Annotated in this window: 22 protein-coding genes; 8 read left to right on the forward strand and 14 right to left on the reverse strand. The window is 47.4% G+C overall.

The window, feature by feature from the left end:
- The first annotated feature begins 41 nt into the window (after nucleotides 1-41).
- Nucleotides 42-1,484, forward strand: a complete 1,443-nt coding sequence (locus tag AC58QT_RS25065) for an MFS transporter (RefSeq protein WP_497411371.1) — start codon at nucleotides 42-44, stop codon at nucleotides 1,482-1,484.
- Between the two features lie 239 nt (nucleotides 1,485-1,723).
- On the opposite strand, the gene AC58QT_RS25070 is transcribed toward AC58QT_RS25065, so the two are convergent.
- From AC58QT_RS25070 to AC58QT_RS25085, 4 genes are read right to left on the reverse strand one after another with little or no spacing between them, the layout of a single operon-like run.
- Nucleotides 1,724-2,581 (reverse strand): MBL fold metallo-hydrolase, encoded by an 858-nt coding sequence (locus AC58QT_RS25070; protein WP_497411372.1) that lies wholly within the window; start codon nucleotides 2,579-2,581, stop codon nucleotides 1,724-1,726.
- Nucleotides 2,582-2,607: 26 nt separating this feature from the next.
- Nucleotides 2,608-4,248 (reverse strand): type 2 periplasmic-binding domain-containing protein, encoded by a 1,641-nt coding sequence (locus tag AC58QT_RS25075; RefSeq protein ID WP_497411373.1) that lies wholly within the window; start codon nucleotides 4,246-4,248, stop codon nucleotides 2,608-2,610.
- A gap of 32 nt (nucleotides 4,249-4,280) precedes the next feature.
- Entirely contained in the window at nucleotides 4,281-5,183 is a 903-nt protein-coding gene (locus AC58QT_RS25080) for a carbohydrate ABC transporter permease (RefSeq protein ID WP_497411374.1), read from the reverse strand.
- A 14-nt stretch (nucleotides 5,184-5,197) separates the two neighbouring features.
- The gene (locus AC58QT_RS25085; protein WP_497411375.1) at nucleotides 5,198-6,145 is read right to left on the reverse strand and encodes an ABC transporter permease; all 948 of its coding nucleotides are present in this window, start codon (nucleotides 6,143-6,145) and stop codon (nucleotides 5,198-5,200) included.
- Nucleotides 6,146-6,432: 287 nt separating this feature from the next.
- On the opposite strand from AC58QT_RS25085, the gene AC58QT_RS25090 reads away from it, so the two are divergent.
- Nucleotides 6,433-8,727, forward strand: a complete 2,295-nt coding sequence (locus AC58QT_RS25090; RefSeq protein ID WP_497411376.1) for a helix-turn-helix transcriptional regulator — start codon at nucleotides 6,433-6,435, stop codon at nucleotides 8,725-8,727.
- A 64-nt stretch (nucleotides 8,728-8,791) separates the two neighbouring features.
- Here AC58QT_RS25090 and AC58QT_RS25095 read toward each other — a convergent pair whose 3' ends face one another.
- The 3 genes from AC58QT_RS25095 to AC58QT_RS25105 all read right to left on the reverse strand — a co-directional run bounded on the left by AC58QT_RS25095 (nucleotide 8,792) and on the right by AC58QT_RS25105 (nucleotide 11,632).
- Complete coding sequence (locus AC58QT_RS25095; protein ID WP_497411377.1) at nucleotides 8,792-10,021, reverse strand: NAD(P)/FAD-dependent oxidoreductase; 1,230 nt, start codon at nucleotides 10,019-10,021, stop codon at nucleotides 8,792-8,794.
- 431 nt (nucleotides 10,022-10,452) lie between these two features.
- The gene (locus AC58QT_RS25100; protein ID WP_497411378.1) at nucleotides 10,453-11,208 is read right to left on the reverse strand and encodes an EcsC family protein; all 756 of its coding nucleotides are present in this window, start codon (nucleotides 11,206-11,208) and stop codon (nucleotides 10,453-10,455) included.
- Between the two features lie 34 nt (nucleotides 11,209-11,242).
- Entirely contained in the window at nucleotides 11,243-11,632 is a 390-nt protein-coding gene (locus tag AC58QT_RS25105) for an iron chaperone (RefSeq protein ID WP_497411379.1), read from the reverse strand.
- 229 nt (nucleotides 11,633-11,861) lie between these two features.
- Between AC58QT_RS25105 and AC58QT_RS25110 the strand changes: the two genes are divergently transcribed.
- The 3 genes from AC58QT_RS25110 (at nucleotide 11,862) to AC58QT_RS25120 (ending at nucleotide 15,174) form a co-directional block, all read left to right on the forward strand.
- Nucleotides 11,862-13,946, forward strand: a complete 2,085-nt coding sequence (locus tag AC58QT_RS25110; protein WP_497411380.1) for an ABC transporter transmembrane domain-containing protein — start codon at nucleotides 11,862-11,864, stop codon at nucleotides 13,944-13,946.
- 54 nt (nucleotides 13,947-14,000) lie between these two features.
- Nucleotides 14,001-14,516, forward strand: coding sequence for a hypothetical protein (locus AC58QT_RS25115; protein ID WP_497411381.1), 516 nt, complete (start codon nucleotides 14,001-14,003; stop codon nucleotides 14,514-14,516).
- A 145-nt stretch (nucleotides 14,517-14,661) separates the two neighbouring features.
- Complete coding sequence (locus tag AC58QT_RS25120) at nucleotides 14,662-15,174, forward strand: hypothetical protein (RefSeq protein WP_497411382.1); 513 nt, start codon at nucleotides 14,662-14,664, stop codon at nucleotides 15,172-15,174.
- A 99-nt stretch (nucleotides 15,175-15,273) separates the two neighbouring features.
- Here AC58QT_RS25120 and AC58QT_RS25125 read toward each other — a convergent pair whose 3' ends face one another.
- The 3 genes from AC58QT_RS25125 to AC58QT_RS25135 all read right to left on the reverse strand — a co-directional run bounded on the left by AC58QT_RS25125 (nucleotide 15,274) and on the right by AC58QT_RS25135 (nucleotide 18,969).
- Nucleotides 15,274-16,311: a polysaccharide deacetylase family protein gene (locus AC58QT_RS25125; protein ID WP_497411383.1), complete on the reverse strand. Its 1,038-nt coding sequence runs from the start codon at nucleotides 16,309-16,311 to the stop codon at nucleotides 15,274-15,276.
- Between the two features lie 196 nt (nucleotides 16,312-16,507).
- On the reverse strand, nucleotides 16,508-18,160 hold the full coding sequence (locus AC58QT_RS25130; RefSeq protein ID WP_497411384.1) for an ATP-binding cassette domain-containing protein: 1,653 nt from the start codon (nucleotides 18,158-18,160) through the stop codon (nucleotides 16,508-16,510).
- A complete protein-coding gene (locus AC58QT_RS25135) occupies nucleotides 18,151-18,969 on the reverse strand; it encodes an ATP-binding cassette domain-containing protein (protein ID WP_497411385.1) in 819 nt (272 codons plus the stop codon). The genes AC58QT_RS25130 and AC58QT_RS25135 overlap by 10 nt, the downstream gene beginning before the upstream one ends.
- Nucleotides 18,970-19,109: 140 nt before the next feature.
- Here AC58QT_RS25135 and AC58QT_RS25140 point away from each other — a divergent pair, with 140 nt between their 5' ends.
- The 3 genes from AC58QT_RS25140 to AC58QT_RS25150 all read left to right on the forward strand — a co-directional run bounded on the left by AC58QT_RS25140 (nucleotide 19,110) and on the right by AC58QT_RS25150 (nucleotide 22,983).
- Nucleotides 19,110-19,724 carry a biotin transporter BioY gene (locus tag AC58QT_RS25140; protein ID WP_497411386.1) on the forward strand — a complete coding sequence of 205 codons (615 nt, stop codon included), beginning with the start codon at nucleotides 19,110-19,112 and terminating at the stop codon, nucleotides 19,722-19,724.
- 449 nt (nucleotides 19,725-20,173) lie between these two features.
- The gene (locus tag AC58QT_RS25145) at nucleotides 20,174-21,655 is read left to right on the forward strand and encodes an S-layer homology domain-containing protein (protein ID WP_497411387.1); all 1,482 of its coding nucleotides are present in this window, start codon (nucleotides 20,174-20,176) and stop codon (nucleotides 21,653-21,655) included.
- A gap of 143 nt (nucleotides 21,656-21,798) precedes the next feature.
- Nucleotides 21,799-22,983, forward strand: a complete 1,185-nt coding sequence (locus AC58QT_RS25150) for a YncE family protein (RefSeq protein WP_497411388.1) — start codon at nucleotides 21,799-21,801, stop codon at nucleotides 22,981-22,983.
- Between the two features lie 71 nt (nucleotides 22,984-23,054).
- Here AC58QT_RS25150 and AC58QT_RS25155 read toward each other — a convergent pair whose 3' ends face one another.
- From AC58QT_RS25155 to AC58QT_RS25170, 4 genes are all read right to left on the reverse strand, one after another.
- Entirely contained in the window at nucleotides 23,055-23,384 is a 330-nt protein-coding gene (locus AC58QT_RS25155) for a type II toxin-antitoxin system death-on-curing family toxin (protein ID WP_497411389.1), read from the reverse strand.
- A 45-nt stretch (nucleotides 23,385-23,429) separates the two neighbouring features.
- Nucleotides 23,430-23,588 carry a hypothetical protein gene (locus AC58QT_RS25160; protein WP_497411390.1) on the reverse strand — a complete coding sequence of 53 codons (159 nt, stop codon included), beginning with the start codon at nucleotides 23,586-23,588 and terminating at the stop codon, nucleotides 23,430-23,432.
- 135 nt (nucleotides 23,589-23,723) lie between these two features.
- Nucleotides 23,724-24,419: a response regulator transcription factor gene (locus AC58QT_RS25165; protein WP_497411391.1), complete on the reverse strand. Its 696-nt coding sequence runs from the start codon at nucleotides 24,417-24,419 to the stop codon at nucleotides 23,724-23,726.
- The gene (locus tag AC58QT_RS25170; RefSeq protein ID WP_497411392.1) at nucleotides 24,416-26,626 is read right to left on the reverse strand and encodes a sensor histidine kinase; all 2,211 of its coding nucleotides are present in this window, start codon (nucleotides 26,624-26,626) and stop codon (nucleotides 24,416-24,418) included. The genes AC58QT_RS25165 and AC58QT_RS25170 overlap by 4 nt, the downstream gene beginning before the upstream one ends.

The raw sequence follows: 26,626 nt of genomic DNA on the forward strand, positions 1-26,626 counted from the left end.
CTGTCACAAATAAAATTATAGTTCAGATCGGATGGTGTACCATGTCAGACAACGCAAACTCTTCAGCACAAGGAACAACGCATGCGCAACCTGAGATGCCAGGTCGTTTACGAGAAACGCCGGTATCGTGGTTGCTCTGTTTTACCATTGTACTGGTGATCATGAATACGATGATGTTCAACCTGGCACTTCCCAAAATCTCAGTGCAATTCGAGCTCAGCCCCTCGACAGCATCGTGGATTGTCACGGGATATTCCATCATTTTCGCCATTGCATCGATTACCTACAGCCGCTTGTCCGACTTCGTGCCGATTCGCAAACTCTATGTCATTGCTCTGCTTTCACTAGGCGGCGCTTCCGTCTTAGGACTGTTCACGAACAGCTTCGGATTGTTGCTGCTTACAAGGCTGATTCAAGCATCTGGCGCAGGCGCGATCCCATCGCTGGGCATCGTTCTCGTCACCCGTTACATCCCCTTGTCTCGCAGAGGCAGAGCGATGTCGCTCATCTTATCCGCGGCCTCACTCGGCTTAGGGCTCGGCCCCGTCGCAGGCGGTTCTATCGTTCAGTATTTGGGCTGGCACTTCCTGTTCGTGATTACCGGGATTACGCTTCTGCTTATCCCTATATTTTTAATCTTGCTCCCAAAAGAAAAAGCAGAAAGCGGCTCGTTCGATTTCATCGGTGCGCTGCTCCTTGGCGTTGGAACGACTGGGCTATTGCTCTTCTTAACGTCCAAGAGCATCGTTGCCCTCTTAGTAGGTATACTCGCGATTGCCCTATTCGCTCTGCGCATTCGTATGGCGTCGCAGCCATTCGTTCTGCCCGCGCTATTCAGCGACAGACCTTATATGGCGCTTAGCGCGATCGGCGTTTTTTCCTACATGATTAGCTTCGGCTTCCTGTTCCTTGCGCCACAGATGCTCGCTCGTGTATTCGGTTTAGCTCCGCTTACCTCAGGACTATTGCTTTTCCCAGGAGCACTCCTAGCCATGCTGGTGTCGAATCGTGTTGGACGTATCATTGACCGTTATGGTAACTCAGCACTACTTCGTTACGTGCCATGGTTGATGTTACTCTCTACCGTGCTATTGGCCCTGACAGCCAGCTACTCTTACTACTGGATTGCTGCACTCTACATCTTGGTCAGCATCAGCTTCACGACACTCTCCAGCGCAGTATCCAATGAGCTCTCCCGGCAATTGCCGAAGGAACGCATCGGCTCCGGCATGGGCTTATTCCAATTGCTGCAATTTTTCAGCGGCGCATTCGCCGTGGCGCTCTCGGGGAGCGCGCTCGTTTGGCAGAAATCGCTGCCGCTTGAACGTGCTTTCGATAACCTTATCTGGGGGATGGCGGTCATTGCGTTCCTAACGATTGGCAGCTCTATCTTATACAACAATTATGCAAAAAAGAGGCTTACCGATCTCGCCGCAACGGAGTCGGTTGGAAGAGCGGCGATACCTAAGCCTGCAGCTGAATAAATACCGCCAGATAGCGCCCAAGCCCAGATTAAGGTGATGATATCATCTTAATCTGGGCTTGGACATATTCTCACTTGGAATAAAGTGCAGGCATAACGTTAAAGTGGTGAAATACGCAGGAAACTTCTGAATAGCGTTATTCTATAACGTTATCCAAAGTCGTTGCTCCCCCTTTCCACAAGAAAAGGCTGTCCCTCCGTCATCTTGATATGACTTCGGGGACAGCCTCTCTTCGTTTGTTAAATGATCATGCCATCCCATGCCACCGTAATCGGGCATGGGAATTGCTGCTCTTGAAACCAGCCGACCAAATCGGCATGTGTAGAATTAAAATGATTAATATGAGTCAGATAAATACGCGTATTGACATGAATCGTCCCTTGTTCTAACAGCTTATGGAATAGCTCCATGCAGCTAAAGGCGTCCAAATGGCCATTTGGATGGAGGCCGCGTCCAGTAGTTAATCCAAAGGTGCATTCACTAATCAATACATTCAGTGAGGCATTCTCCAGCTCCTTGAACGCTTCCGGCAAGTACCAGCCTGTATCCACGCCGTAGTATAGCTTCTGGCCATCTGGTTGCTGAATGAGATAGTTTGCACAATTCTCTCCCATATTTCCCTTGTGATTCCCGCGAAGCGGCGTTACTTCCATACCAGCGATAGTCACTGATTCGTTAAACGCCAGCTTATGAAAAACTACAACGCCGCGCGCCTCCAAATCGGCAGTCATGCCTTTCATGATCGGCCGGCTTTGACGATAGAAATCGACGATATCATACGCTTGATCTGTAAAGTAAAAATGCAGCGGCTCCTTCAAGCGTTCAATCGACATGTTTCTAACATTCATCATCATATAGTTGAAATGGTCTTCGTGCGTATGGCTCACTAAAACATGCTGAAGCTTAGTAAAATCCCCATATTCAATGGCTTGTTGAAAAGAATCCGCGCCTAAATCAATACACATCTCCTCATTGATTCTAAACATCGAGCGGCGGCGAATCTCTGCACCGCCTACCTCCCGTGCGTTGTTACACACGGAACAGGAGCAGAATGGATTCGGTATGCCTTCGGCTGCACTTGTGCCGTAAAATCTCATGCGTAGTCCCTCCTTCTATATGCTGATTACTTCTGATTCCAGCGGTCATAAGCGGCTTGATAGATTGCTAAATATTTATCAAGCTGCATTTTATTCAGCGTGCTTACATACTTATCCCACTCGCTAAGCGGTTTAGCACCCGTTATAAATTTAACAATGTTCTCATCTGCATAAGCTTCGATATCCGTTGCGTATGAGCTTAATTCGATATTCTCTTTCTCCGTAAACGTAGGAATCATCAATTTCTCATCGGGTACCAAATTAGGTCGAATGACATCTTTATTCGCAATCATCTCTGGAAGAACAGCAGCACTTTGGTCGACCTTTTGCGTTACACGCTGTGGAATGCCTCCACCTTGGAAAATCGTATAGTCCGATAGCGCCTCATCGACTGTGAGTCCGTTCGGATTTTTGGCAAACTCATCCTTCAGCTTATAAAACCCATCACTGCCGATCGTGTATGTCACACCTTCGATACCAAGTCGAGCCAGCGCTGTCCCTTCTTCGCTCAGGAAATAATCTCCCCAGCGCAGCGTCGCAGCGGGATTCGGGTTTTTGTTCGTAATCACGAATGAGCCTAAATCCCGAACTTTCGGGGAGATGCCCGTCCAATACACTTTGCCGTCAATGCCTTTTAAGACAGGGTTCTGGACGTAATTATTCCGATTTTTGCCCAGCCACAAATTGTTATTGCCCTTCGCCACAAAGCCGACTCGCTCATTATCAACCTTCGCGATCTCTTGCTTCATATCCTGCGATAAAATTTCTTTATCAATTAAACCTTCCATCCAGAGCTTATTAAAGAAAGTAATCATGTCTTTGAAGGTGTTGTCTGTTGCGATATATCGCACTTTGCCCCCGTTATCGATATCCATAAAAGGCGCGATGATGCCAGAATTCGCTCCGAATCCCCAACTGCCATAAAACGATTTAATAAATTGATCACCATAGTTCTTGTTGCCCTCTTTGTACCCCGAAATCGGAACCTCATCCGCTTTGCCATTCCCATTAGGGTCCTGCTCCTTGAAGGCTTTCAACACTTTATAAAACTCATCCGTTGTTGTCGGCATTTGAAGTCCAAGTTTGTCCAGCCACTTCTTATTGATCCAAGAGGAAGAGATACGTCCATCTGCTTCACTAATATTCGGCAGGGAATAAATATGGCCATCAGCCGAGGTAATCGATTTGCGAATCCCGTCATTTTCTTTCATAAGTGCTGCCAGATTCGGCGCATAGCCAGCCTCAATCAAAGGATCCAACGGGATAATCTGACCCGCTGCGGCATAGGAAGTAATCAATTGCGGTGACAAATTCGCCCGCATGACGAAGTCCGGCAGATCATTGGAAGCAAACATCAGATTTCTACGCTCATCAAAAGCGTTCTGCGGGACTGTATCCCATTTAATAACCACATTCGATTTGGCCTCGTAACTTTTCAACCCTTTATGCTCGTTCCAATCTTTGACCAGCTCATATTTGGAGACAAGCCCTTTCAATTGAACAGGCTCGCTTGCAATCGGCATACCTGTTTTCGTAATATTCGCACCTGTTTTATTCGCACCCGTTGCAACAGGCTCAGTCCCCTTATCCTTATCGCTGCAAGCGCTTAGCACTGGAATTGACGTGATCAGCATAGCAGCTGTCAGCACAACTAATTTTCGTTTCATATCGTCAGTCATCTCCTCAATTATTAATCACATTAACCTTTAAGCGCACCAATCATCATTCCTTTGACGAAATACTTCTGAAGGAAGGGATACAGCATCAGAATGGGTCCGCTGGATACGATAATAACGGCATATTTAACACCTTCTGCAACGAGAAATTTGCTTGTATCCATCTCAATGGAATCCATCATCACGTTATCCGACTGATTCATGACTAGAATTTCCCGCAGGAAGAGCTGCAGCGGATACAGCGAACGTTCCTTCAAATAAATCATCGCCTCGAAATAGGAGTTCCAATGATACACGGCATAAAATAACACTAGAACTGCCATGATCGGCGCACTCAGAGGCAGCACAATGGAGAAAAACGACCTGATATTGCCGCTGCCATCCATATAGGCGGATTCATAGAGTTGCTCATCAATGTTGGTTTCCAAGAACGTACGAGCGACAATCATATTGTATACACTGATCGCCGTTGGCAATATTAATGCCCACATCGAATTATAAAGTCCCAGATTCTTAACGAGTAGATACATCGGTATCATACCGCTGCTGAAAAACATCGTAATGGTGAAGAATATCATAAGCCCGCGGCGCCATCGGAAATTTCGGCGTGACAACGGATAAGCCCCCATCATGGTCAATGAAATATTGACGAACGTTCCTATGGCCGTGTAGAGCAATGTATTTCGATAACCAATCCATATTTCCGTATTCGTAAATACGCGTCGGTAGGCTTCCACGTTAAAGCCGCTCGGGATCAGCCCGATTTTGCCGGCAATCACCAGCTTGGGATCACTGAATGAGGCACTAACGACATAGATCAGTGGGTAAAGCACAATTAATACAAGAATTCCGATAAGTACATAAGTAATCGCCAGAAAGATCCGATCTCCTTTAGACTCTCTAATTTTGTGGGAAACGACCTCCATGTTCACCTCTCCTTTTAGAACAGACTGCTGCTGCTATATCGTTTGGCAATCTTGTTGGCTGCAAGCAGCAAAATGATGTTGATGACATTGTTAAAGAGACCCACAGCGGTAGAGAATCCATAATCCATATTGATTAGACCCGTCTTATAAGCGTAAGTGGAAATGACCTCTGAGGTTTCCATATTCAAGCTATTTTGCATAAGAAGAATGCGCTCGTAGCTGAGAGTCATCATTTTCCCCATCATTAAAATAAACTGAATAACAATAACCGGCATAATACACGGCAGATTCACATGAATCATTCGCTTCCACCGACTAGCCCCATCGATTTGCGCAGACTCATGCAGTTGAGGATCTACAGCCGCTAACGCCGCAATAAAAATAATCGAATTCCATCCGCTATTCCGCCAGATGTCAGAACCAATATATACGCCTGGGAAATAATCCGGACTGGTCAGAAAAGGAATCGCATCGATTCCGATCATCCCCAGCAAATGATTCAAGTACCCATTTTCCCCACCGAGAAACAAATTAATAATACCGACAAAGACGACCGTCGAAATAAAGTACGGAGCATACGTGATCGTCTGCAGCGTCTTCTTCAATCTCTCTTTTCTCATCTCATTGAACATGAGGGCGAGCATGATCGGAATGGGAAAACTAATCAGTGTTTTAAATAGATTAATAACCAGCGTGTTCTTCACAATGCGATAAAATTGAAATGAATTGAAAAGCCTTTCAAAGTTATCCAAACCAATCCAAGGACTACCCATGATACCGTGGATGGGGTTAAAGCGTTTGAAGGCAAGTTGTACACCATACATAGGTCCGTAACAGAAAATTAGAAAGTAAAGGACAACAGGGATGACAAAGATTAGATAATCCCAATTGTTTTGCAGCCCAAACCTTTTATGGTTAGTCCTAGGTAAGGGTGCCTGTGCAGCTTTGGTCTTCGCAGTCATATCGCTGCCTCCTTCGTCGAACGATAGAAAAGTGGATATCCAGAATTGATTCGGCGCCTGAATCGTTTTCCTATGGCTCCGAGTATACGTAAGTTTGGAACCTCCGACAACGCTTGATAATCGGCTTTTCACAGCAAAAAATGGTTTCAGCCCCTAAATGGCACCCTGCATTTTTCTCAATATCTAGTCAATTTTCAGCTTTTTGCCCGTCTTGAATTGATAACATAGCGCAAAATTTATATACTCTTAAGAAATCAAGGCCTATTCGACCAGGGGATGTGTTCAGTTTGCGGAAAGCGATTCAGTCCAAGCTCTATCGAAAATTTCTTCTAAGGCACCTTCTAATTCTGGCCGTAACTGGTCTATTATTTTTGGTGACCAATATCATTTCGCTATCCAATACCTATAATCGGCTAATGGATAATACTCAGCGCTCTATGGCCAATACGACCAGCCTGCTGGATACGCGTATTTTGGACCTGCAGAAATTGACTTTAACTTTGTCACGAGACACCAAATTGCTTCCTTATCAATTACAAGAGTCACTACAATATCCGTATTTAATTGCCGATGAACTTGAAAAGTTAAAGGCGCTGTCTGCCGATCTCGATTCCATGGGTCTGTTCTATCGAAACACAGCCTATAGCTCGCTTAAAAACACGATATTCACCGATACGGGGATTTACTCACCTGAGAGCTACAGCCGACTCGTCACCGATAGTCGAATCTCGCCAGCAATTTTACAGAGCAAGCTGGAGCAGTTAAAATCACCCCTACTTCTGTCTTCACTGACTAATGAAGATTATCCTGATGATGGCAAAGAACAAGTGCTGCTGCTCTTAGTTCCGCTTGACAGCACACCATTCTCGAGTGGCATTATGATTTACAAACTGAACTATGCGGCGCTGGTAAGTAATTTCCAACAGACCATAGACAGTGGCAGCAGCTTGATTGCTTTTGACCAATCCCATACGCCTTTTCTCTATTTAAAAGGATCTTCCGATCTCACGTGGAGTGAACTTGCGACAGCGGCGCAACATGCGAATGCGCGAATTCCTGGCTATCTCCTGTTGCAGGAATCGTCGTCGAAACAAAACATACATGTCGTAAACGCCATTCAACGCAGTGGGTATTTTCATGAGTATGATGTAGCGCTCACGATTTCACTAACCATTTTTGTGATATCTCTCGCTCTCGGCATCGTGATTGCCTTCCGGTCCGCCCGCAAAAGCTATCAACCGATACAGGAGCTTTCCAATCTTTTTCCAACCTTGCCATCGGACAAGCAGGTGACAGACAATAACGATGAATTAGACCAGCTTACTCGCTACATTGAGCAAATGAGAGATGAGAGCATCCATTTGTCCCATATGATGCATAATCAGGAGGTTTTGACGAGGAACCAGCTGCTGCTAGCGGTATTAATGGGGAAGTTGAACGTAGACAATACGACGCAAGATAACCGAAGTGCGTTTCAAAAACTATTTGGTACACGCCATACAAGCAACGTGCTTGTCATTATTTTTGACGATTACAATGCAAAGGTAAGTAAAGAGCCGCTTAGTGAACAGTGGTTAATGAAATATACCATTTGTAATGTGTTGGAGAATTTATCTGGCGTCCATAGCGTGAATTATGCACTTGATCTAGCCATCGATAATGGAATTGTCGGCATTGTTTCGTGGAATAACGAGTTCGCGGAGGAGTGGGAGACTCGCAGTCGTGCCTTTTCCGAGCAGATTATTGCATTCATGCAAAGGCATTTTTCTCTTTCGTTGTCCTGTATGGTAGGTGAACCTCAACCAACGAATGAGTTGCATCAATCGTTCAGTTCAGCCACATCTCTTGCGGAGTATCGGATTTTTGCCGGTAAACAGTCCATCATCACCCCTTCTGAAGGGTCTCAGCAGAAAATAGAGCATACAACGATCGATAAGCAGCAAATTTCCGATTCAGCCGAAGCGCTTCATGCGGCGGTCTGCTCCAAAAGCTCCGAGCATCTGCAACTGCTGATTCGTGAGATGGAAGAAAGTTTTACTCGGTTGGAGGACGCGCCAACATTCCGCTTAACGTTTCAACAAATCATTTTCACCTTAAATCAACTCGTCAATAATATTCCGCTCTCTCATCGCGAAGCGATCAAGTATAAACTGGAGTCACTCGCAGAATTCCAATCCAAAACCGTTGCCGAAGCTTGTGCCAATCTGCTTGATGCGGCACGCAGCATTCAAGACAGCTTAGGCGAAGATGCCAATAATAACCGCTTATATGCGTCTATGTTAGAGTACGTATCCCAGCATTATATGGACTATAATCTAAGCCTCTCCACCGTTGCTGAGGAGTTGTCCCTTACACCATCATATGTCACACGTTATTTTAAAAATAAAAATGGCCTTCCCTTAATGCAATACGTCTCCAAAATTCGCATTGAGAAAGCCAAAGAGTTACTCGAAACCACCCATCTCTCCATTAAGGAAATTGTGGAACAGGTTGGTTTTGTGGATGAAAATAATTTCTCACGAGCGTTTCGCAAACGTGAAGGCGTATCTCCGAGCCAGTATCGATCCAATAGCTATAGCTAGTGGTACAAAGACTGAAAATCCCCTCCAAGTATCTACTTGAAGGGGATTTTACGTTATACGCACATTAATTGGGCACATGATAATTGCGGGTTGTGGACTTTTGCTTCCAGATCATTTTCTTCCAAATGAGTGGAAGGCCGCCGATGAGGTATAAATACCGAGCATCGATCATTTTTTTGATCAAAGAAGCCCGACGTCCTTTCACTTTCTTGACTCTTAGTAACCCCACTGCCTCACCGCGTCCCAAGGATGCAACCGTCCCCCTGTAATCATACACAAATGGCTTCAACTCTTTGCCTCGAACCGTTTGCATGAGATTCCTTGCTGCATTATAGCCCTGTTGGACAGCAATCTGCGCATTAGCAGGATATGGTGTGCCCTCTGGGCTCGTTACGATCGAGCAATCACCAGTGATGAAGACCTCCGGGAATTGATAGGAGCGCAAGCAGCTATCTACCTTAACGCGGCCCCGTTGCACATCAAATCCAGCTTGCTGCAGTAAGGAATTGCCACGGATCCCGCCAGACCAGACGACTGTGCCTGCGCGGATGAACTCGCCATTGCCCAGAATAACCCCTTCCGATGTGCATTCCTTGATCGCGGTTGATAACTTATACTGCACCCCTTTGCGGCGCATCACTTCCATACCATAGGCAATCAGATCCTCAGGCAGTCCGGGGGGCAGTGCCGACGGGGAAGCTTCCACATTATAAATTCGAACATCTGCCGGATCAACGTCATACGTTTTGCACAGAACAGGAATGCGATCCGCCAACTCCCCAACGAACTCCGTACCCGTGAAACCCGCGCCGCCAACGACGAAGGTCAGATAATCCTTATGCTTCGGAGCCACCTTGGACTTGGCGAACATATATTCAATGTGTTGCCGAATAAAGCGGACACTGTTAATGCTTTTGATCGACATCGCATATTCATGCATACCCGGGATACCGAAGGTCTCCGTCTCACTCCCCAGCCCTACCACGAGATAGTCATAATCGAGCGTCGAGTCCTCCAAGACCACCTTTTTCTCACTAGGTACGATCTCTTTAACCGTCGACTTCACGAACCGAATCTTCCGCTCATCAATCAAATCCGAAATGCTCACGCGCGCGTTATCATGATGATCCGTGCCGGCAGCCGGCATATGCAGGTGTGTCGTAATAAAGTGATAGTCATGTTTATTGACCAGTGTCACGTCCATTTCACTTCTTCTCATCTTCTTCTGCAGTCGTATCGCTGTGACAAGCCCGCCATAGCCAGCGCCTAGGATCACAATTCTGGGTTTACTCATAGCCTCCACACTCCTCCGGTTGTGAAATTAATCACATATATACTTGTGAAAATAATCACAACTTTCCACAAGATGAGCCGGTAACCGGCCCTCTTTCTAATATATGCGCATGCGCGCTGAAAATAACTAGGTCGGGCAGGAAACAGGCTATGGATTTATAGGAGCCAGTATTGGCCCCCCTGGCGTGGAGAAAAACCTGCAAATCTGCATCCATTTCTAACAATTGGACCGGTTAAAGACTAATTCCTGCAAAAGTGCAGGTATTTCTAACAAATCGTCTGTTTTGAGGAATCATATCGTGAAATTCCTGCATTTTCGCAGGAATTCATTGCTTTACGGTAGTTTCTGAGTAAAAAAACTGTATTCTCGCAGGAATTTGCTCATTCACAGCGGTTCGAACAATCTCGTAAGATCACCTACAACATTAACCGTCACTCCACGCTTTTATCTTGCAGCCAGCGCAGCCGAAAGCAGTTCATCCCGGCCACGCCGAGCTCCTCCAGCAAGCCAAAGTTCGCCCAGGCGCCAACGACAGCCCCGATGCCGGGGATGAGCTGCAGCATTTTGCGAAAATCAATCGTATCCCGGTACTCCTGCTGCAACTGCTGCCAATTGACTTGCTTCATGTAGTCCGCGGCTGGCGGGAATGTCTGTGAGATCATAGGCCAGCTTTTAACCGTTTTGAGCAACTCAGGCTTCTTCTTGGAGCTGGAGAATGCAAGCTGAAATACATAGAGGATGAACAATCTTTCCCTATAGTCCTTGGTCGAGTAGCCGTACACATGGGCCAATTCGAAAAGGAATTTCAGCTTAATCCCGATAAGAATCGGGAAATCCGCTAACCCGAGCAAAATACCGCCCGCTCCCGTTCCTGCTCCTTCGGCGGCGGCGATTTTTTTGTACAGTGACAACAACTCTTCCGCTTTCCCATCTCGTTCCGCCAAGGATAGATCGCGCAGCGGCTCGGAAGCCGGTATATAGGTGATCCCCAATAGCGTCGTTTGGACAATCCCTTTCACCGTTGCTGTAATCGTGTTGTGAACTTTCTCAGGAATAACTTGATTAATCCGATTTTGAACGGATTTGGAGGCCCGCTCGATCAGGTTCGGCTCCTTGAGCAGCCGTATTTCCCACCGTTTCAGCTTTCGCTGCATCTGCTCTTCGTAGATCGTGTACGGCTGTTCCATGGCTTCACCACCAATGATTAGAATACTTATATCTTCATTTCCTTTTCGGTGATTTCGTCTGCGCTTTTTCACTATTTCTTGCAACTCGATATTGCACGATCCTGCTGATTAACGCTAGGGGCAGCGGTCGATCATGCGGAAATTGTACAGCCCCTTTTGACCTCGGATATTGCGTCAACTCCGCCTCAAATTCATCTATACCATTCGGCGTGGGGTAAAAGCCAATATGATTTTTGAATGCCGCAAAATGTACCAAATTGCCATGCAGATCAAAGGTAGGCATTTGGTAGCTAATCTTCTCCGTTGCCTCTGGTGCGGACTCTTTAATAACCGCTCTGATCGTTTGAAGCTTCTCCTGCAGCTCAGGGGAAAAGGTTGCTATGTAGGCGTCGATAGATGCGAAGGCGGTTTTGGTTTCTTTCATGCTCGGCATCTCCTTTATGAGGATAGTTAGTTGTATTATACACGTTAGATGGGGGAGAATTCGAGTTCTATCCATCGCTCATTTTTCCCGAATTATGACAAATCGTGTCGTTTACAACCCTAAAAAAGTGCTGTAATCTTATTTTATTGAAAGGTGGCGATGATTCCTGCAATTCCTACGAACACTACTGTACCTTTGGATTCCCTATAAGCAACTAACGAGTATTTTTTTGTTTTGTCTTTTAATAGAAGTCGGATATTCGGTAGCAGCTCCTATCAGCCTAAAATATTTGGTGGATGAGGCTTTTACGCCCAAAAATCTCCACAATTTCGCTATCATCCTTATCGTGCTGCTTTGCAGCGGCTTTCTCAATATTTGTGCAAGTATTGGCGGTGAATATGCGTTAGGAAATCTAGGCGGCCAAATCGTCAAGAAACTTCGGATCCGACTGTTCACTCATTTGCAGAAGCAATCACTTCCCTTTCATCAAAAATACCGTGTTGGCGATCTTGTCACCCGATTCTCGACAGATATGAGCTCCGTGGAACGAGTGGTTCGCATCGTATTCCCCTTTTTTCTGAGGGAAGCTTTAAGTGTCCTGCTCGGACTTATTTTATTATTCTCTATTGAATGGAAGCTCACACTGGCCATGCTTGCTGGTTCCACGCTCATGTTTATTGGGCCAAGACTGCTTCAAGGGCGTGCGGAGACCGCTAATGTGAACTATAAAGAATCGCAAGAGCGATTCACCAATACAATTGATGAGATGGTTAAGGGACATAAAACGATAAAAAGTTTACATCTGCAAGCCAGGTTCCAAGAGCGTGCCCGTAAACAAGTGCATGAACTCTTTACCTTCGGGCTGAAATTGCAGCTTGCTGGTTCTATGATGGAGCGGCTACCTCTTATATCTCTTCTGGTTCTGAATGGGATTATGATCGGCTTCGGCGGATATTTGATCTTCCACGACATGATGAGCATCGGCGGTTTCATGGCTTTTTTCACCTTATTTTTAAGCGTAGGACAGTCGGGTTCGAATTTAGCGTCTCTCATCCCGAGCCTTATCGATTCAAGTACCAGCTTTCAGCGGATACGGGAAATTCTTGATCACCAGCCAAGCGTTCTAGAGGATGCTCACCCACTAGAGCTCCCTTCTTCTCTTCCTTCCATCCGGATGGATGAGGTGACTTTCGGTTATAGCGAAGAGGCGAATCAATTACATAACGTAAGTTTACAAATTGCTCCTGGGAGCTATGTGGCATTCATTGGACCCAGTGGTTCCGGGAAAAGCACGGCACTGCAGCTGCTGTCCCGCTTTTATGATCCAAAGATGGGGGCTATCTCTATCGATGACTACGACATGCGTGCCATAAGTGAGGCTTCTTTACGCAAGCAGTCAACACTCATTACTCAGGATACCTTCTTATTTAATACAACAATTCGAGACAACCTGCTGCTAGATAGTGGTGCATCGGAGAATGAAATGATAGAGGCTGCCAAGCAAGCGAACATTCATGATACCATTGTAAGCTGGCCTGGCGGATACGATACACAGGTGCATCATGAAGGAGGATCGCTTTCTGGTGGCGAACGCCAGCGCTTATCGATTGCGAGAGCACTTCTAAGGAAACCGAAGCTGCTGCTGCTTGATGAGGTAACGTCGGCATTGGATCCAGCTACTGAGGCCGACATTAATCAACTCATTGATCGTATGAGATCCGAGAAAACGATTGTTGCCGTAACACATCGGTTGTCCTCCGTTATGAACGCCGACTGCATTCATGTATTCCAAGACGGACGAATCGTGGATTCTGGTACTCACCAAGAGCTTCTACATAAGAACAGTCTATACCGCAGCCTCTGGGATAAACAGTACGGATTCAACCTGTCTCAGGATGGTCTCTACGCGACAGTAGATATGGACAGGCTTGCCAAGCTTCCCTTTCTCGAAGGCATTGCACTCCCGCTGCTTAAGAACATTGCTACCTTGTTTACAACTGAAACCTGTAAGGAAGGCGAAAGTATTGTAAGCGAGGGCGAAGAGGGCAACAAATTTTATATTATTGTCCGAGGTAAATTTGAAATTATAAAACGTATGCCTGATGGTGGGGAACGACGGGTTGCCGTCCTGCAAGATGGGGATCATTTCGGCGAAATTGCTCTGCTTCACAATGTCCCTCGAAATGCGACAGTTAGGGGAACAGGACCATCGGTGTTGCTGTCTGTCAGACAAGATGCTTTTCACCGCTTAATGGTCGATTACCCTCAAATTAGGCAATCTTTGGAGCATACGCTTCAGAAGAGAATTGGATGACGACAAGAAGCCAGAGAAGGTCTGGACATCAGGCGTTTAGGAAGGAGGAACACAATGATGTTAAGTTATCACAAGTGTGTAAGTGATGACGATTTCGCTAAGGCCAGTATATTTCTGTTAGCCCGGAAGCGCGACCTGCACCCCGCTTATTCTACTTTGGAAATGGTCACCCTCCTATATTCCTACGTGACTCAGGGCCACCTAATCTGTGCAAAGGATGCTGAAAACCAAGTGGTGGGAATCGCGGCCTACTACTACGGAACACCAGAACAGGAATTTCACGATACGGATATTGCCCTGGTGGATGTGGCCATTGCTGATAAAGCTTATCGAGGGTCTCGCTTGTTTATTCAAGGGCTGTTGTATATGGTCAACGAGATTATTGCGGGAGGTCCAGAGGTCCAGGAACTCAGGCTTGCAGCACTAGCCGAGAACGATTATATATGCCGACTGTATGCCAAATTTACTAGCATAAGCTCTGTTCGTGAGGGTACACATGGGAAAGAAGTCGTTTTTTGTGAGAAAATTAACATTTTAAGGGATACCCTAAAAAAATTCACTAGGATATAATGGTAGAAGAAGTACCAAAAAACGACAATAAGGAGGCTATCCGTATGTTTCCAGTTCCCCCTACAATCGACAAAGGTTCCAAAAAAGGAAGCGGCTTCGGTAAGATCGTTAAAGTTAACGATTCCCTTCGCGTACAGCCACAATAATGTCTTTTCAATTTCGAACAAGCGAATTTGAAATGGATCATGAAGCTTATATGGACTTCCTGCTGCGTCATCATGAAGAACTGAATTTGCCTTACACGTTCGGCATGAAACTCAGTTTCATTAGTAGCCCGCTTTTACTAGGTAAAGCCATGCTCATCATCAGCGAAGAGTCCTACGATATCGTCGGCGCGGCCGGTTTCGGTTACGGCACAGGCCCCGCGGACTATGAGGACCAGCATATATGTCAGATCGAAGTTGCTTTTATTGAGAAAGAGCTGCGAAAGTCACCTTTATTCGTACAAGGATTACGTGCACTGATACATGCCATCAAAAAAGGCAATCCCGACGTCCGGCAGGTTCAGTTCTGGACTTCAGCGGCCGAGGATGGGCTGGATCGGCTTTTGGCCAAGTTCCTAGCTTTGCCCGGATCCACCAAATCCATTGTGAACCACTTAGCCCTCTTTACGATACCGTTCCACGAACTCGAAGCTTATTGTAGTCGTTTGAGGTAATGGTGTGAATTGCTGAATAGGAATAAAAGGAGTTAGCCTCTGCAATATGGGCTAACTCCTTTTATTGTCTAGACCTACGGGGATAAAAGAAACGGCTCCCTAATTGGTTTTCTGCAGCTTGTTAATGAACGCTTTCAGACTCTCTTCCCCGTTAACAAACAACCTTTTCAGCAAGTAGGGTGACTGTTGATTCGTCGTGAAACCTTGGTCAATTGTAAACGCGTAACGAAAACCGTGCTCTTTCAAAAGCTTCAGTGTTGATTGGTTATATTCGCCATATGGATAGCAGAATACATCTGCTTGTGTACCTAGCTTCTCCTCAATTAACTTTCTAGCTTCTTTAATCTCATACGCTTGCTGTTCCGCGGAAAGCCTAGGTAAATGAGGATGTGTCATGCCATGCGGTTGGATGTCCCAGCCGGCTTCTTGCAGCTGCTTGACCTGTTCCCAATTCAAATAACTGGGATCCTCGACCATGCCTGGTGACATGAAGAGTGTAGCTGGAAAATGGTATTTAGCCAGAATCGGCATCGCCTCCTCCACATTATCTACATATCCGTCATCAAAAGTGAGCAGGACCGGATTATTTGGGGCTGTAATGCCGCTTTTATTTTCAAAAAGATCAATAAACATAGAGAGAGAAATAGGCGTATATCCATGGTCATGCAGATATTTCATCTGCGCCTCCAGCTTGGCGGGAGAAATAACGACCACATTCCCTGGATCAATTGTGACGCTGTGATAGTTGAGGACGGGGATACTGACTTTGGATGAGGAAGGCATATATGTATTTGTTGTCACAGATGGTTTCTGGATTGGCGTGTCTATGGTTAGGGTTGATGCAGGAGTAGGAGTTGTGTCCGCGGTCACGGTTGCGATAGGCGTTGGGGGTGTCTCGGACGGCATTGTTGATGGTGCATCAACATTAACCGAGGATGGCTGCTCAAGCTTGTCCTCCGTAAAGTCTGGAACCTCGACTTGATTTGCTTGTGGAGATTCTACCAGTTCCTCCGCTTGTACTTCTAGGAGGACCGGAGCTGACGAAGGATTAAGACCGCTAAGTAGAAACAACGATAGTAGCGTAAGCAGCGCCGCTAGACACGCGTAAAATAGGAATCTCTTTCTTTGGATGTTCATAGCTCACCAACCATTTCTAGAGTAATTGTCTATTACTCTATGTGTAAGCCATGGTTGAGAGAAATATACCTAGATTTCGATAATGTGTGGGGAGTATTACATATTAAATACAACCTAGTAGCATCTGCCTTATCCGTTAGCAGCCTGCTTGCTGGTTACCTACTAGACTACCGATGCTACTAGGTTGTTGCTCCTACTACGTAAATAGCAAAACTCCCCAAACCAGTAAAGCAACAACCACTAAGATGGTATCCCCTCGCTGCCACTGCAAGGTATTCTTCCTTAGCAGCAACGTTTTGCCATCCATTTGTTTCATCTCCATCGCGACCGTCATTTGCTCCGCTTTGTGGAACATTGCTAGCAAAAGCGGCACAACCAATGCAGGGATGTCGCGCACGCGAACACTGCCTGGACGGACAGATGCTTTGCCTCGTGCTCGTACAATGGCTGAGAATTGCTGCCACTCCCGCATAATGAGCGGTATGAAGCGAAAAACAAACGAAACTGCTAAAGAGAACGATGCCACGGGCAACTTCACCTTATGCAAGTACTTCAATGCCCAGTTCAATCCCTGCACGAGTTGACCATATGGCGTCGATGTCGCAAGCCAATAGCCTGCCATCAACACGACAAATAATCGTGTCAGAATGAAAGCCGTGCTCCAGCCTTTGTCAACGGCGTAGCCGAACGGCGAGAATTGAATCCCCGCCAGTGCAATGGAAAAAATCAAGAAAATCGCATAAGACGCCGCGATTTTGCGGATCCCGCGTAACGCCGTGCGCGGGAGGCCGAGAAAGGCGCAGCCGAGGAGCCCTGCGGCCACCGCGAGGCTGCCCCACCCCTGCTGCCCCATCGTGCCGATGGCAAGCAGCAGGTAGAGCAGCCACTTGGCGCGCGGGTCCAGCCGCAGCCACCCGGCCAGCGGCGCGGGCTGCTGCAGCGGCCGCTCCGCTGGCGGCGGCACGCTTGCTGCGCGCGTGGCCGCTGCCTGCGCCGGAGCGCTGCCGCCGTCGCGCAGCGCGGCCAAGATCGCCGACGCGGCAAGCGCCGGCGTGAGCAGATCCGGCGCGATGGCGATGCCGACGCGCGCCAGCTCTTGTGAGGCCTCCGCGCAGCTCGGGAGGCCAACGCCTGCGCGCGCCAGCACCTCGGGCGCGCGGCAGAGCTCTTGCGGCGAGCCGTCGAAGACGAGCTCGCCATGGTCTAGAACGAGGACACGGTCCGCTAGCGGAAAGAACGTGTCCAGGTCGTGCGTGGCGATGACGAGTCCGCCACGACGCTTACGCTCGCGCAGCATGCGCAGCAGCTCGCGGACGGCGGCCGCCTCGAGGCCGGCAGTTGGCTCATCCATGAGGAGCCAATCCGGGGCCGTGGCGAAGGTCGTCGCCAGCGCGAGCCGGCGCTGCTCGCCGCCGCTGAGCGCGAAGGGCGAGCGATCCATGGCGAATACGCCATGGGGATCGAGCGCTTGCGTCGCATCATGGATGCGGCGTTCACGCTCTTCCGTTGACAGCTTGTATGGCCTAAGCGAGTAAGCGAATTCTTGTCGTATGCTCCGTGCGAACAGCTGCTGCTCTGGGAACTGGAACGTTAACCCGAATCGAAGCAGCAGGTTTGAATCTACCTTGTTATTTTTGAGCCAAAGAGGCTGTTCATCCAGTGTAACCCTTCCAGCTTGCGGTTGAAGTAGTCCCGACATGACTTGCAGCAGTGTAGATTTCCCTGATCCTGCATGCCCGATAAGCAGCGTCACGGTACCCTTTTCCAAGCTAAAACTTATATCTTGAATCAGCGTCACTTCTGGTGAATTTGGTGCAGTGACACGGACTCCTTGTACGTCTATCGACATGAGATCGCCTCCGCCAGTTCTTCCATACTCAACGGTAGTGGATCTAGAATGAGCCCCTGTTCTAGCAAATGCATCGCCGTTTGGATCGCAAAAGGGGGATCAAATCCAAGCTCCACACAAGGCGAAACTTTCTTCCCAGCCCCTTCAGCTTCTCCATAAAAGAAATTACGCGGCTCACCATCAAATGTAATTCTCCCATCGCCAAATCCGATCACCCTCGTCGCATCCGTTGCCTCTTCCAGCCGATGTGAAATCCAAACAATCGTCGTTCCCCGTTGATGTGCAAGGCGTACAGCTGCGCGGACTGCTAGCCGTGAAGCTGGGTCCAGCATCGCTGTTGGTTCATCCAAAAGCAAAATCTCTGGATTAGCCGCGAGAGCTGCAGCGAGATTGACTAGCTGTTTCTGCCCACCAGATAAGGTAGCCATTGTTCGCTCAGGCGATAACGTTAAGCCTACGGTAGCTAACACATTGGCATACCAGTCCATACGTTCTTCAGCAGATAACTGCTGAGACTGTGGTAGAAAGTCCAGTTCCTCCGCTATCGTTTCTCCTATGAACTGTGCTTCTGGCAGTTGAAGTACGCCTCGCGTCATTGAAGTCCCCTCATCCGGACTGCGCAGAATTTGCCCCTCTGACAATGGGTTCAACCCTAGCAGTACACTAGCAAGTGTACTCTTCCCGCTTCCATTTGGGCCTACAACAGCTATCCACTCACCTCTATGAATATCTAACGAGACGCCCGACCACACACGCCGCCCTTCTCCAGACTCCATTCGATAAATGATAGAAGCATTCTTTAATGACATTAAATTCTCACTTATAGGCATGTGTAAAAAAGTTCCTTTCACTTTTCAAACAGTTGTGCTATCATCTGTATTGTCAACTTGGTATTCGCTATTTGGTTGACAATAGATTAACAATACCAGAAACAGGAGTGATCGACAATATGAAACTTACGCTACGCGGTGTTATTTTCAGTGCCCTATTTGCAGCTATTCTCGTCTTATTCAGCTTTTTCAGTATTTCCGTTCCTAACTCACAAGTACCCATTACCCTTCAAACATTAGCTGTTATGCTCGCTGGAGGTTTACTCGGTGCGCGTTACGGATTCCTTAGCATGGCGCTTGTCGTTGTACTTACTGCCATTGGATTCCCACTCCTACATGGAAGCGGCGGAATAGGCTTAGTTCTCGGACCAACTGGCGGATTTATTATGATTTGGCCGTTTTCCGCCATGCTCATTGGTCTCATTTTACCTCGTATTCGTTTAAAAGGCATCATGGGCTATGTCGCGGCTTTCCTTGTTCTTGAAATTTTCGGCTCTCTGATTCTATATCTGGCCGGCGTCCCTTGGTTAATGTATAAAGTTCCTTCTTACACGTTTGCCAAAGCAATGACACTCGGCTGCTATCCGTTTCTTCCTGGGGATGCCATTAAAGCTGCCGTTGCTGCGCTTATCATTGCGCCAGTACGTCAAGTCTTTCCTCCGCAACGTCTTACGGGCTCATCTTCACACAGTATCGTTCAAAATGAGAATAAACAGGATGCACTCGCCAACTAGTTGACATTGTGTCCTACATTAAAGAAGAGCTGTCCTCCTAGTAGCTTCGACTACTGGTGGAAGGCTCTTTTTATATTTATAGGGTCCGATTCCTGCAAAAGTGCAGGCTTTTTCTCATCATAGTTCTGTTGAATTTGAATGCCTGCGAATATGCAGTTTTTTTGCCAACAAACAGGCTAATAAGGCTAAATTGCTGATAATTCCTGCATTTTTGCAGGTATTTCACTATAAACGTCTGAACATGCGTAAAAAGATGTAGATTTGCATTTATTTTAGATTGAACTAGTCAGAGGGCCACTGGATTTGCCTTCCCCACCCTCATCCATTTTTACGAAATTGTAATGTCTCCCCCCTCATTTTTATGCGATTGTTATGCGCGAAGGAGTAAGCTTAGTCCTGTAGACAACAGCGCAACAAACAAATCTAATCCACTTGAGGAGTGTTTCTCGATGAAAAATAATAAAAAAGTTCTAGCCGCTCTTACGATTTCAGCAACTATCGGATTATCCGCTATCCTTCCTTATCATGCTCTAGCAGCCAATCCTTTCACAGATTCCGCAAGTGTTACACAGATCCAGACTGCGATTGAGCAATTAGCTCAGCAGCAAGTGCTTTCTGGTTATGAGAACAACACATTCAGACCTAATCAAGCCGTCACACGTAGTGAAATTGCCAAAATGGTAGCTCTCTCTTTCCACATAAACACTGCTGTGGATGCAACGACCGTTAGTCCTTTTCAAGATGTGACTTCAAAAGATTGGTTCTATAACTACGCGATTTCCCTTCAGTCACTAGGTGCTATGAATAGTGTGTCTGGCCAACAATTCGCTGGGGCACAAACAATTACTGCCGAGCAATTGAGCAGCATCATCGCAACAGTACTTAAAGTAGACGCTGCTACGATTCGCCAATTGCCAAGCTACGCTTCACTCAGCAGCCAAGTAACACGCGGCCAAGCTGCCTTGCTCTTGGTTGAAGCTCAACAAGTGGCTCCCGTTCGTGTGACGAAGCTAGAAGTGTTGAATGCCATTTCCCTACAAGTCACCTTCTCTGAACCGATTCCTACTGCGGAATTAGAGCTGGATCCTGCGTCCAAAAACTTTGTTTTTGACAATGGCCTTGCCATCAATAACGTGCCGCGCCTCAAAACAGGCTCTGTGTCCACGTATATCGTTCCGGTTCCAACACAAAAAGCAGGCACAACCTACTCACTGACGTATAAAGGTCAACCTGCCGTTGCTTTCACAGCTAGCACAGAGCAAATCCGTTTGGATTCCACAGCTCAGGTTGCCAATGATCTATTTGAAGTTGAATCCCATCTAACGGATGGTGTTGCGGATTATGGTTATGTTATCGCGGCTTACAGCAAGGGTCGTCCAGGTGCATTTATTGTTGACGAAAATAATAGCTACAACGGCACGACCTACCAAATCCTTTCTTCCATGCGGAATCGCCAAGTTCAAATCACCCCTGAGGGTGGTGCAACGATGACAGCGAATTACTTGCCATTTACGCAAGCAACCGATGGTCGCCAAGCGCCGAAGTTCATTTTGCCAAACGGTGAGACCTTCCACCCTGGTGTGACATATACGGTTTCCGCTGACTGGGCGACTTTGAAGAACCCTACATTTACGGCAAAAGAAATCGCTCCGCTTCAGCTTCAATCCGCAGCAGCCGTAGATGCGAAGACGATTGCAGTTACACTAACACAAGATCCGAAGGATGAAATTTTCGTTTCACGCCGTGTAACCCTTACTGCTGCCGATGGCACAGTTCTGACGGCTGAATACAGCTTGACGACACGCAAAGGTGCCGTTGGTACATTCACGCTTCTCAATAACGCTCAGTTGGTTCCAGATACTACGTACACCGTTGCGCCAGTGGGTGCATGGGCTATAGCAACAGGCGTCACTTTAAACTTGAAAAAGTAAGCAGCGATCATAAAACCGAATAACAAAAAGATAAGGAAGACGACCTGGGATCAGGTTCTCTTCCTTACCTTTGTTTGCTAAACTTATCCACAGGTACTGTTTCCCTAGCTTATTTCACTCTAAAACCAGAGGTGACCATCTATATGCTATTTACAAATAAAACGCTATTCGCACGCTTAACACCGCTCACGCTGTTTCTTGTCTTGGTTGGCTGTAGCAGCCCACAGCCGAGTGCAGTGGGCAGCATCACTCCGACGAAGACATCAATGCCATCTCCAACTACTGCTACCGCTGCCGCACAAACACCTGCGCCAAGTTCCTTACCTACGACTCCAAACCCTTCGCCATCGGCGACTACCGCTACAACCCTCATGGTGACACACTCGAAAAGTGACTACATGTCGTTCCTCGATCCCACTTCTGGCAAGATGGAGAAACTTGTCGTAGGTAAAGCCCCTTTTGCTATCGCTGAGGGGCCCGATCATCGCGCTTATGTGTCGACAGCTGAAGGTGTAGCCGTTATCGATACAAAGCTTCGTACACGGCTTGCTCTTGTTCCTTATCAGGCTAATGTAGGTAAACCAAACTTTGGCGAATATCGCTCTGGCGGGATGGGCATTGCCGTATCACCCGATGGTAAATTCGCTTATATCGGTGTCTATCTCAGTGGCGGCAAGAGTCAACTAGAAATCTTAGACACTGAAAAGCTCACGATGACAGGCCGAGTGCCCGTTGGCGTTCGACCTTTTGATGTCGTAACCAGCCTCGACGGCCGTGAAGTATACAGTATCGACCACGACGGCTATACGGTGACGGCTGTCGATCCTTTTACCCTCAAAGGCCGCACGCTAGAGGCTGCTCCTTTCGGTAAAGGCGGCTTCGAGAAACCGCATTATGCCGCTGTCCGCTCAGATGGCCGCCTACTTCTCCCCTACCAAGGCCGCGGCCTTGTGGTGCTTGATCCGAAGAGCGGCAGCTACACAACTGAACCCTTGACGGGCAACACGCATCAAGAGGGAGTTACACTGTCCCAGGACGGCAAGCAGCTGCTAATCGTTGGTATCGGCTCGGCAGGCAGCGCAACGGGTAAGCCTAATTTGACTGTGCTCGACGTGAACACTTATGCGGAGAAGATCCTGCCGTTAAGTCGTATGCACCAAATGGTCGCCAGCAGCGCTGATGGTCGTTACGCCTATCTCACAGGAGGCGTCACTTATGCCGATACGGGCTGGAATGGGATGACAGTGGTAGACCTGTCAGCAGGGACGACGCGTGAATTCGAGTTGCCTGATTACCCGCTGGATGTTCAGCTTTTGACGAATAATTAGTTTCAGCCAATTAATCCCCCTTCGCGCTTCCAATAAAAAAACCATTTCACCCTAATACAGGAAATGGTTTTTTATATTTTATTTTCGATCCATTCCGCAAGGGTTGGAATATCAGCTTCGTGAGTTACTACTGCAAGTACCATAGCAAACAATTCATCTTGACTTACTACAAGAGGTCGACCATTCAAAGCAAGAAAAGTTAGCATGACAAGAACGGCGGTACGCTTATTAGCATCATTGAAAGCATGCGCTTGTGCTATAGATTCGAGATAAATAGCGGCTTTATACGAGAGCCCTGGGTATAACTCAGTTCCGAAAAAATTATGAAAAGGTGTCCCAGATCGCTTGCAAATGCCCCATATTTTTGATACCCGGCAAACCACCGTCTTGCATAATTGCATAGTCGTGAAACTTAACAATTTGCTCGAGAGTAATTTTTATGTACACTAATTCTTCGCCAACTTTTTAAAAGTATCGCGATAGGTATCGAATTGCTCAAGAGCCGCTTTCATCGCTTGTTCATTTGAAACCGTCGTCACTTGTGGAACTTGTTCCTCTTTACTCTTGTTAATCATTTCCTCATCATCACCTTTTTTGTCAGACAACTCGCTCACCCCCATACGTAGATGTATCGCCAATAAGACGAACTATCATACGTTAGAAAGATACGCGTAAGTCTATAAAAATATTACTACCAGTATACTACCAAATAAAGGAATGTACCATATTTATGTGGGCAATCAATCCCCCTTCGCCATATAACCAACACCAGGGTAGGTCACAATCAGTTCCTGCCCTTCGGTGTGGGTCTTCAGCTTCTGCCGAATCCGCGCGATGGTAACGCGCAAATATTCGACCTCATCGCGGTACTCGCTTCCCCATATTTCGCTCAACAACTGCTCATGCGTCATCACTTTCCCTACATGCTGCAACAACAGAACAAACAAATTGTACTCCGTCTCCGTAAACTTCACTTCGGCATCTCCTGCCCAAATGCGTCGCTGAGCCAAATTGACTTGAACAGGTCCAACGGTCAATTCACTCACTGTCGATGTAGCAGGCATGCGTCCATCCAGGCGACGAAGCACCGCATTGACTCTGGCAAACAGTTCATCCAACGAGAAGGGCTTGGTCAAATAATCGTCAGCACCGAGATTCAAGCCCTGCACTTTATCCGCACCATTGCTTCTGGCAGTTAGCATAATGACCGGCACATTGGAATAGGTGCGCAGTCTGCGTAGTACTTCGAAGCCATCCATCCCTGGCATCATTAGATCTAGTAAAATCAAGTCCGGATCAGCTGCTTCCGCCTTTTCTAACGCTTCAGCTCCGCTTTGACAGGTTACTGTCTCAAATCCTAACGATTTCAGATTCGCCGCGATGAAACGGATGATTTTGGGCTCATCGTCAACGATCATGATTTTCTTTGCGCTCATGCTAGCTCATCTCCCCCATTAAATCGCGGTATCATCAATGTGAAACGACTTCCCTTACCCAGCTGGCTTTCAACTTGAATGGTTCCACCATGAGCATCCATAATCCCTTTGCAAATGGCCAGACCCAGACCTGTTCCCCCCGTTTGGCGGCTTGATGAGACATCTACGCGATAGAAGCGATCAAACAGTTTGCTCAAATGCTCCTCTGCAATACCGATGCCATTATCCTGCACGTGAACGTAGACATACTGATCATCCGCATGGGTGGTTACGCTTATGATCGGTTGCCGCTCATTATAGCGAACCGCGTTGATAAACAAGTTCAAAAAAACTTGCTCCATACGGAGCTTATCTGCAAATACCAGAGGTGTTTCTGCAGGCAACTCCACCTCGAATTGAGGCCTCGCTGCGCTGATTTCTTCAGGCATTCTGTTTCTAGCACTTTCAATCACGGCAGTTAGCTTCAACGATTGTGGATGAATGCCCATCGCTCCCGATTCGATTTTGGAAATATCCAGCCACTCATCAATGAGATCTTGGATACGGCCTATGTCTTCATGAATACCTTCAAGAAGTTCCAGCTTAAAGTCCTCATCCCAGTGCGCATCCCTGCGCAGCAATGTTTCCACACCACCGCGAATACTCGTAATCGGGGTTTTGAATTCATGCGATGCGAGTGAGATGAGATCGTTCTTAAGCGCGTCAATTTCATGCTCTTTCGTCCTGTCCCGCCATACATACCCGCGGCCAAAAACCCGCCCCTCCCGCGCAACTTGAAACGCAGAAACCATCATAAATCGGGGCTTGCCTTGCACGGTATTCACGGTCAAAGCACTTTGTACCCTAGGCTCAGCCGTCAGCTTGCTCAGCTGAACTTTATCCTGGTCGTCCGTCAAAAGCTCGGCGATCCGCTCGAATAAATCAGCCTCAGGCATATGGGCTAATTCACCCATCGGAATTGCGAAGCTTTCTGCCATCTGATGATTGGCATACAGCACGTTATGCTGCACATCAATCAAGACGATCGCATCGGACATGCTTTCTAGGACAGCATTCAACGTCGCATGCTCGTCCTGCAATCGCTGTGTTCGCTCCTCTACGCGATGCTCAAGCTCACTATTCAGCTGCAGTAAGGCGCGTTGGTTCTCCTTAATCTGTGCCGCCATGCGGAAGAAATGCTCCGCTAGCTGATGCAGCTCGGAAGGGGCTCCCCGCGGCACGACCTTCGTATCAGGCTGGGCAAACGATCCTCCAGCTAGTCGCTGTGTATAGCCGACTAAGGCATGGATCGTGCCGTTTAATCTTTGGGCCAACAGACTGCCTAGCAGTACGGTTAAGATTAATGTGAACACTAGCAACAGCAGCGTGATCCGTAATGATTCGGTGAAAGCTGCGTTGACAGCTGCTGTTGATCGGCTTACCCAAACGATGAGATTCAAGTCTGGTATCAGCTTATAGGTAATGAGTTCTTTGTGTGATGAAGTGCTTAGCGTGTAGGTGCCTTCTCCTTGTTTTAACGTTTTGGCATCTGCCACAACTGGCTCTTTCGATAAATCCGCCATGGACGCCGTTAACGCAGCATTCGGATGATAAATAGGCTTGCCTGCATGATCCAGCACAACAGGATACGTCTCTGTCCCGTAATCGTACTTCGTCACAAGCGTCTTAATCGGAGCTAGCTCCAACACAGCCAGAACGAAACCATCCACTTGTTTATTCCCTTTGTAAATCGGTACGGAAATAGCTAAAGCTGGTTGATTCAAGCTCTCTGGACCTGTAAATAACGAAGAAATAATGGCTTTCTGTCCGGCCCTCACCCGTTTAGTGTAGTCCCGATCATTAACATCTACACCAATTAGGTCCATGGACATCTGATGTGTCGCTTTAATGGTCCCCTTTTCATCCACCACATAAATGCCTGTAAATCCCTCCAAGTTCTCTTGCAGCGATTGCAGCTTCAGCGTTAGACTTTCTCGGGTCCTGAAAGCAGCATCCGAGGCCGAGATTGTTGCCGCCAAAGTTTCAACTGCATTGCGATGATAGGACATGTACGCCTCAACCGCGTCTCCTAGACGATACGTTGTCTGCCGCTGATTTTGGTTCGTTTCCTGCGTAATATGTTTAATTTGAGAAACCTGGAAACCGCCAAGAATCAGGATCGGAACCAAGGCCATTAGGGCAAATGTTATTGTTAAATGTGACCTCAT

This window comes from Paenibacillus sp. J31R109 (genome assembly GCF_059692055.1).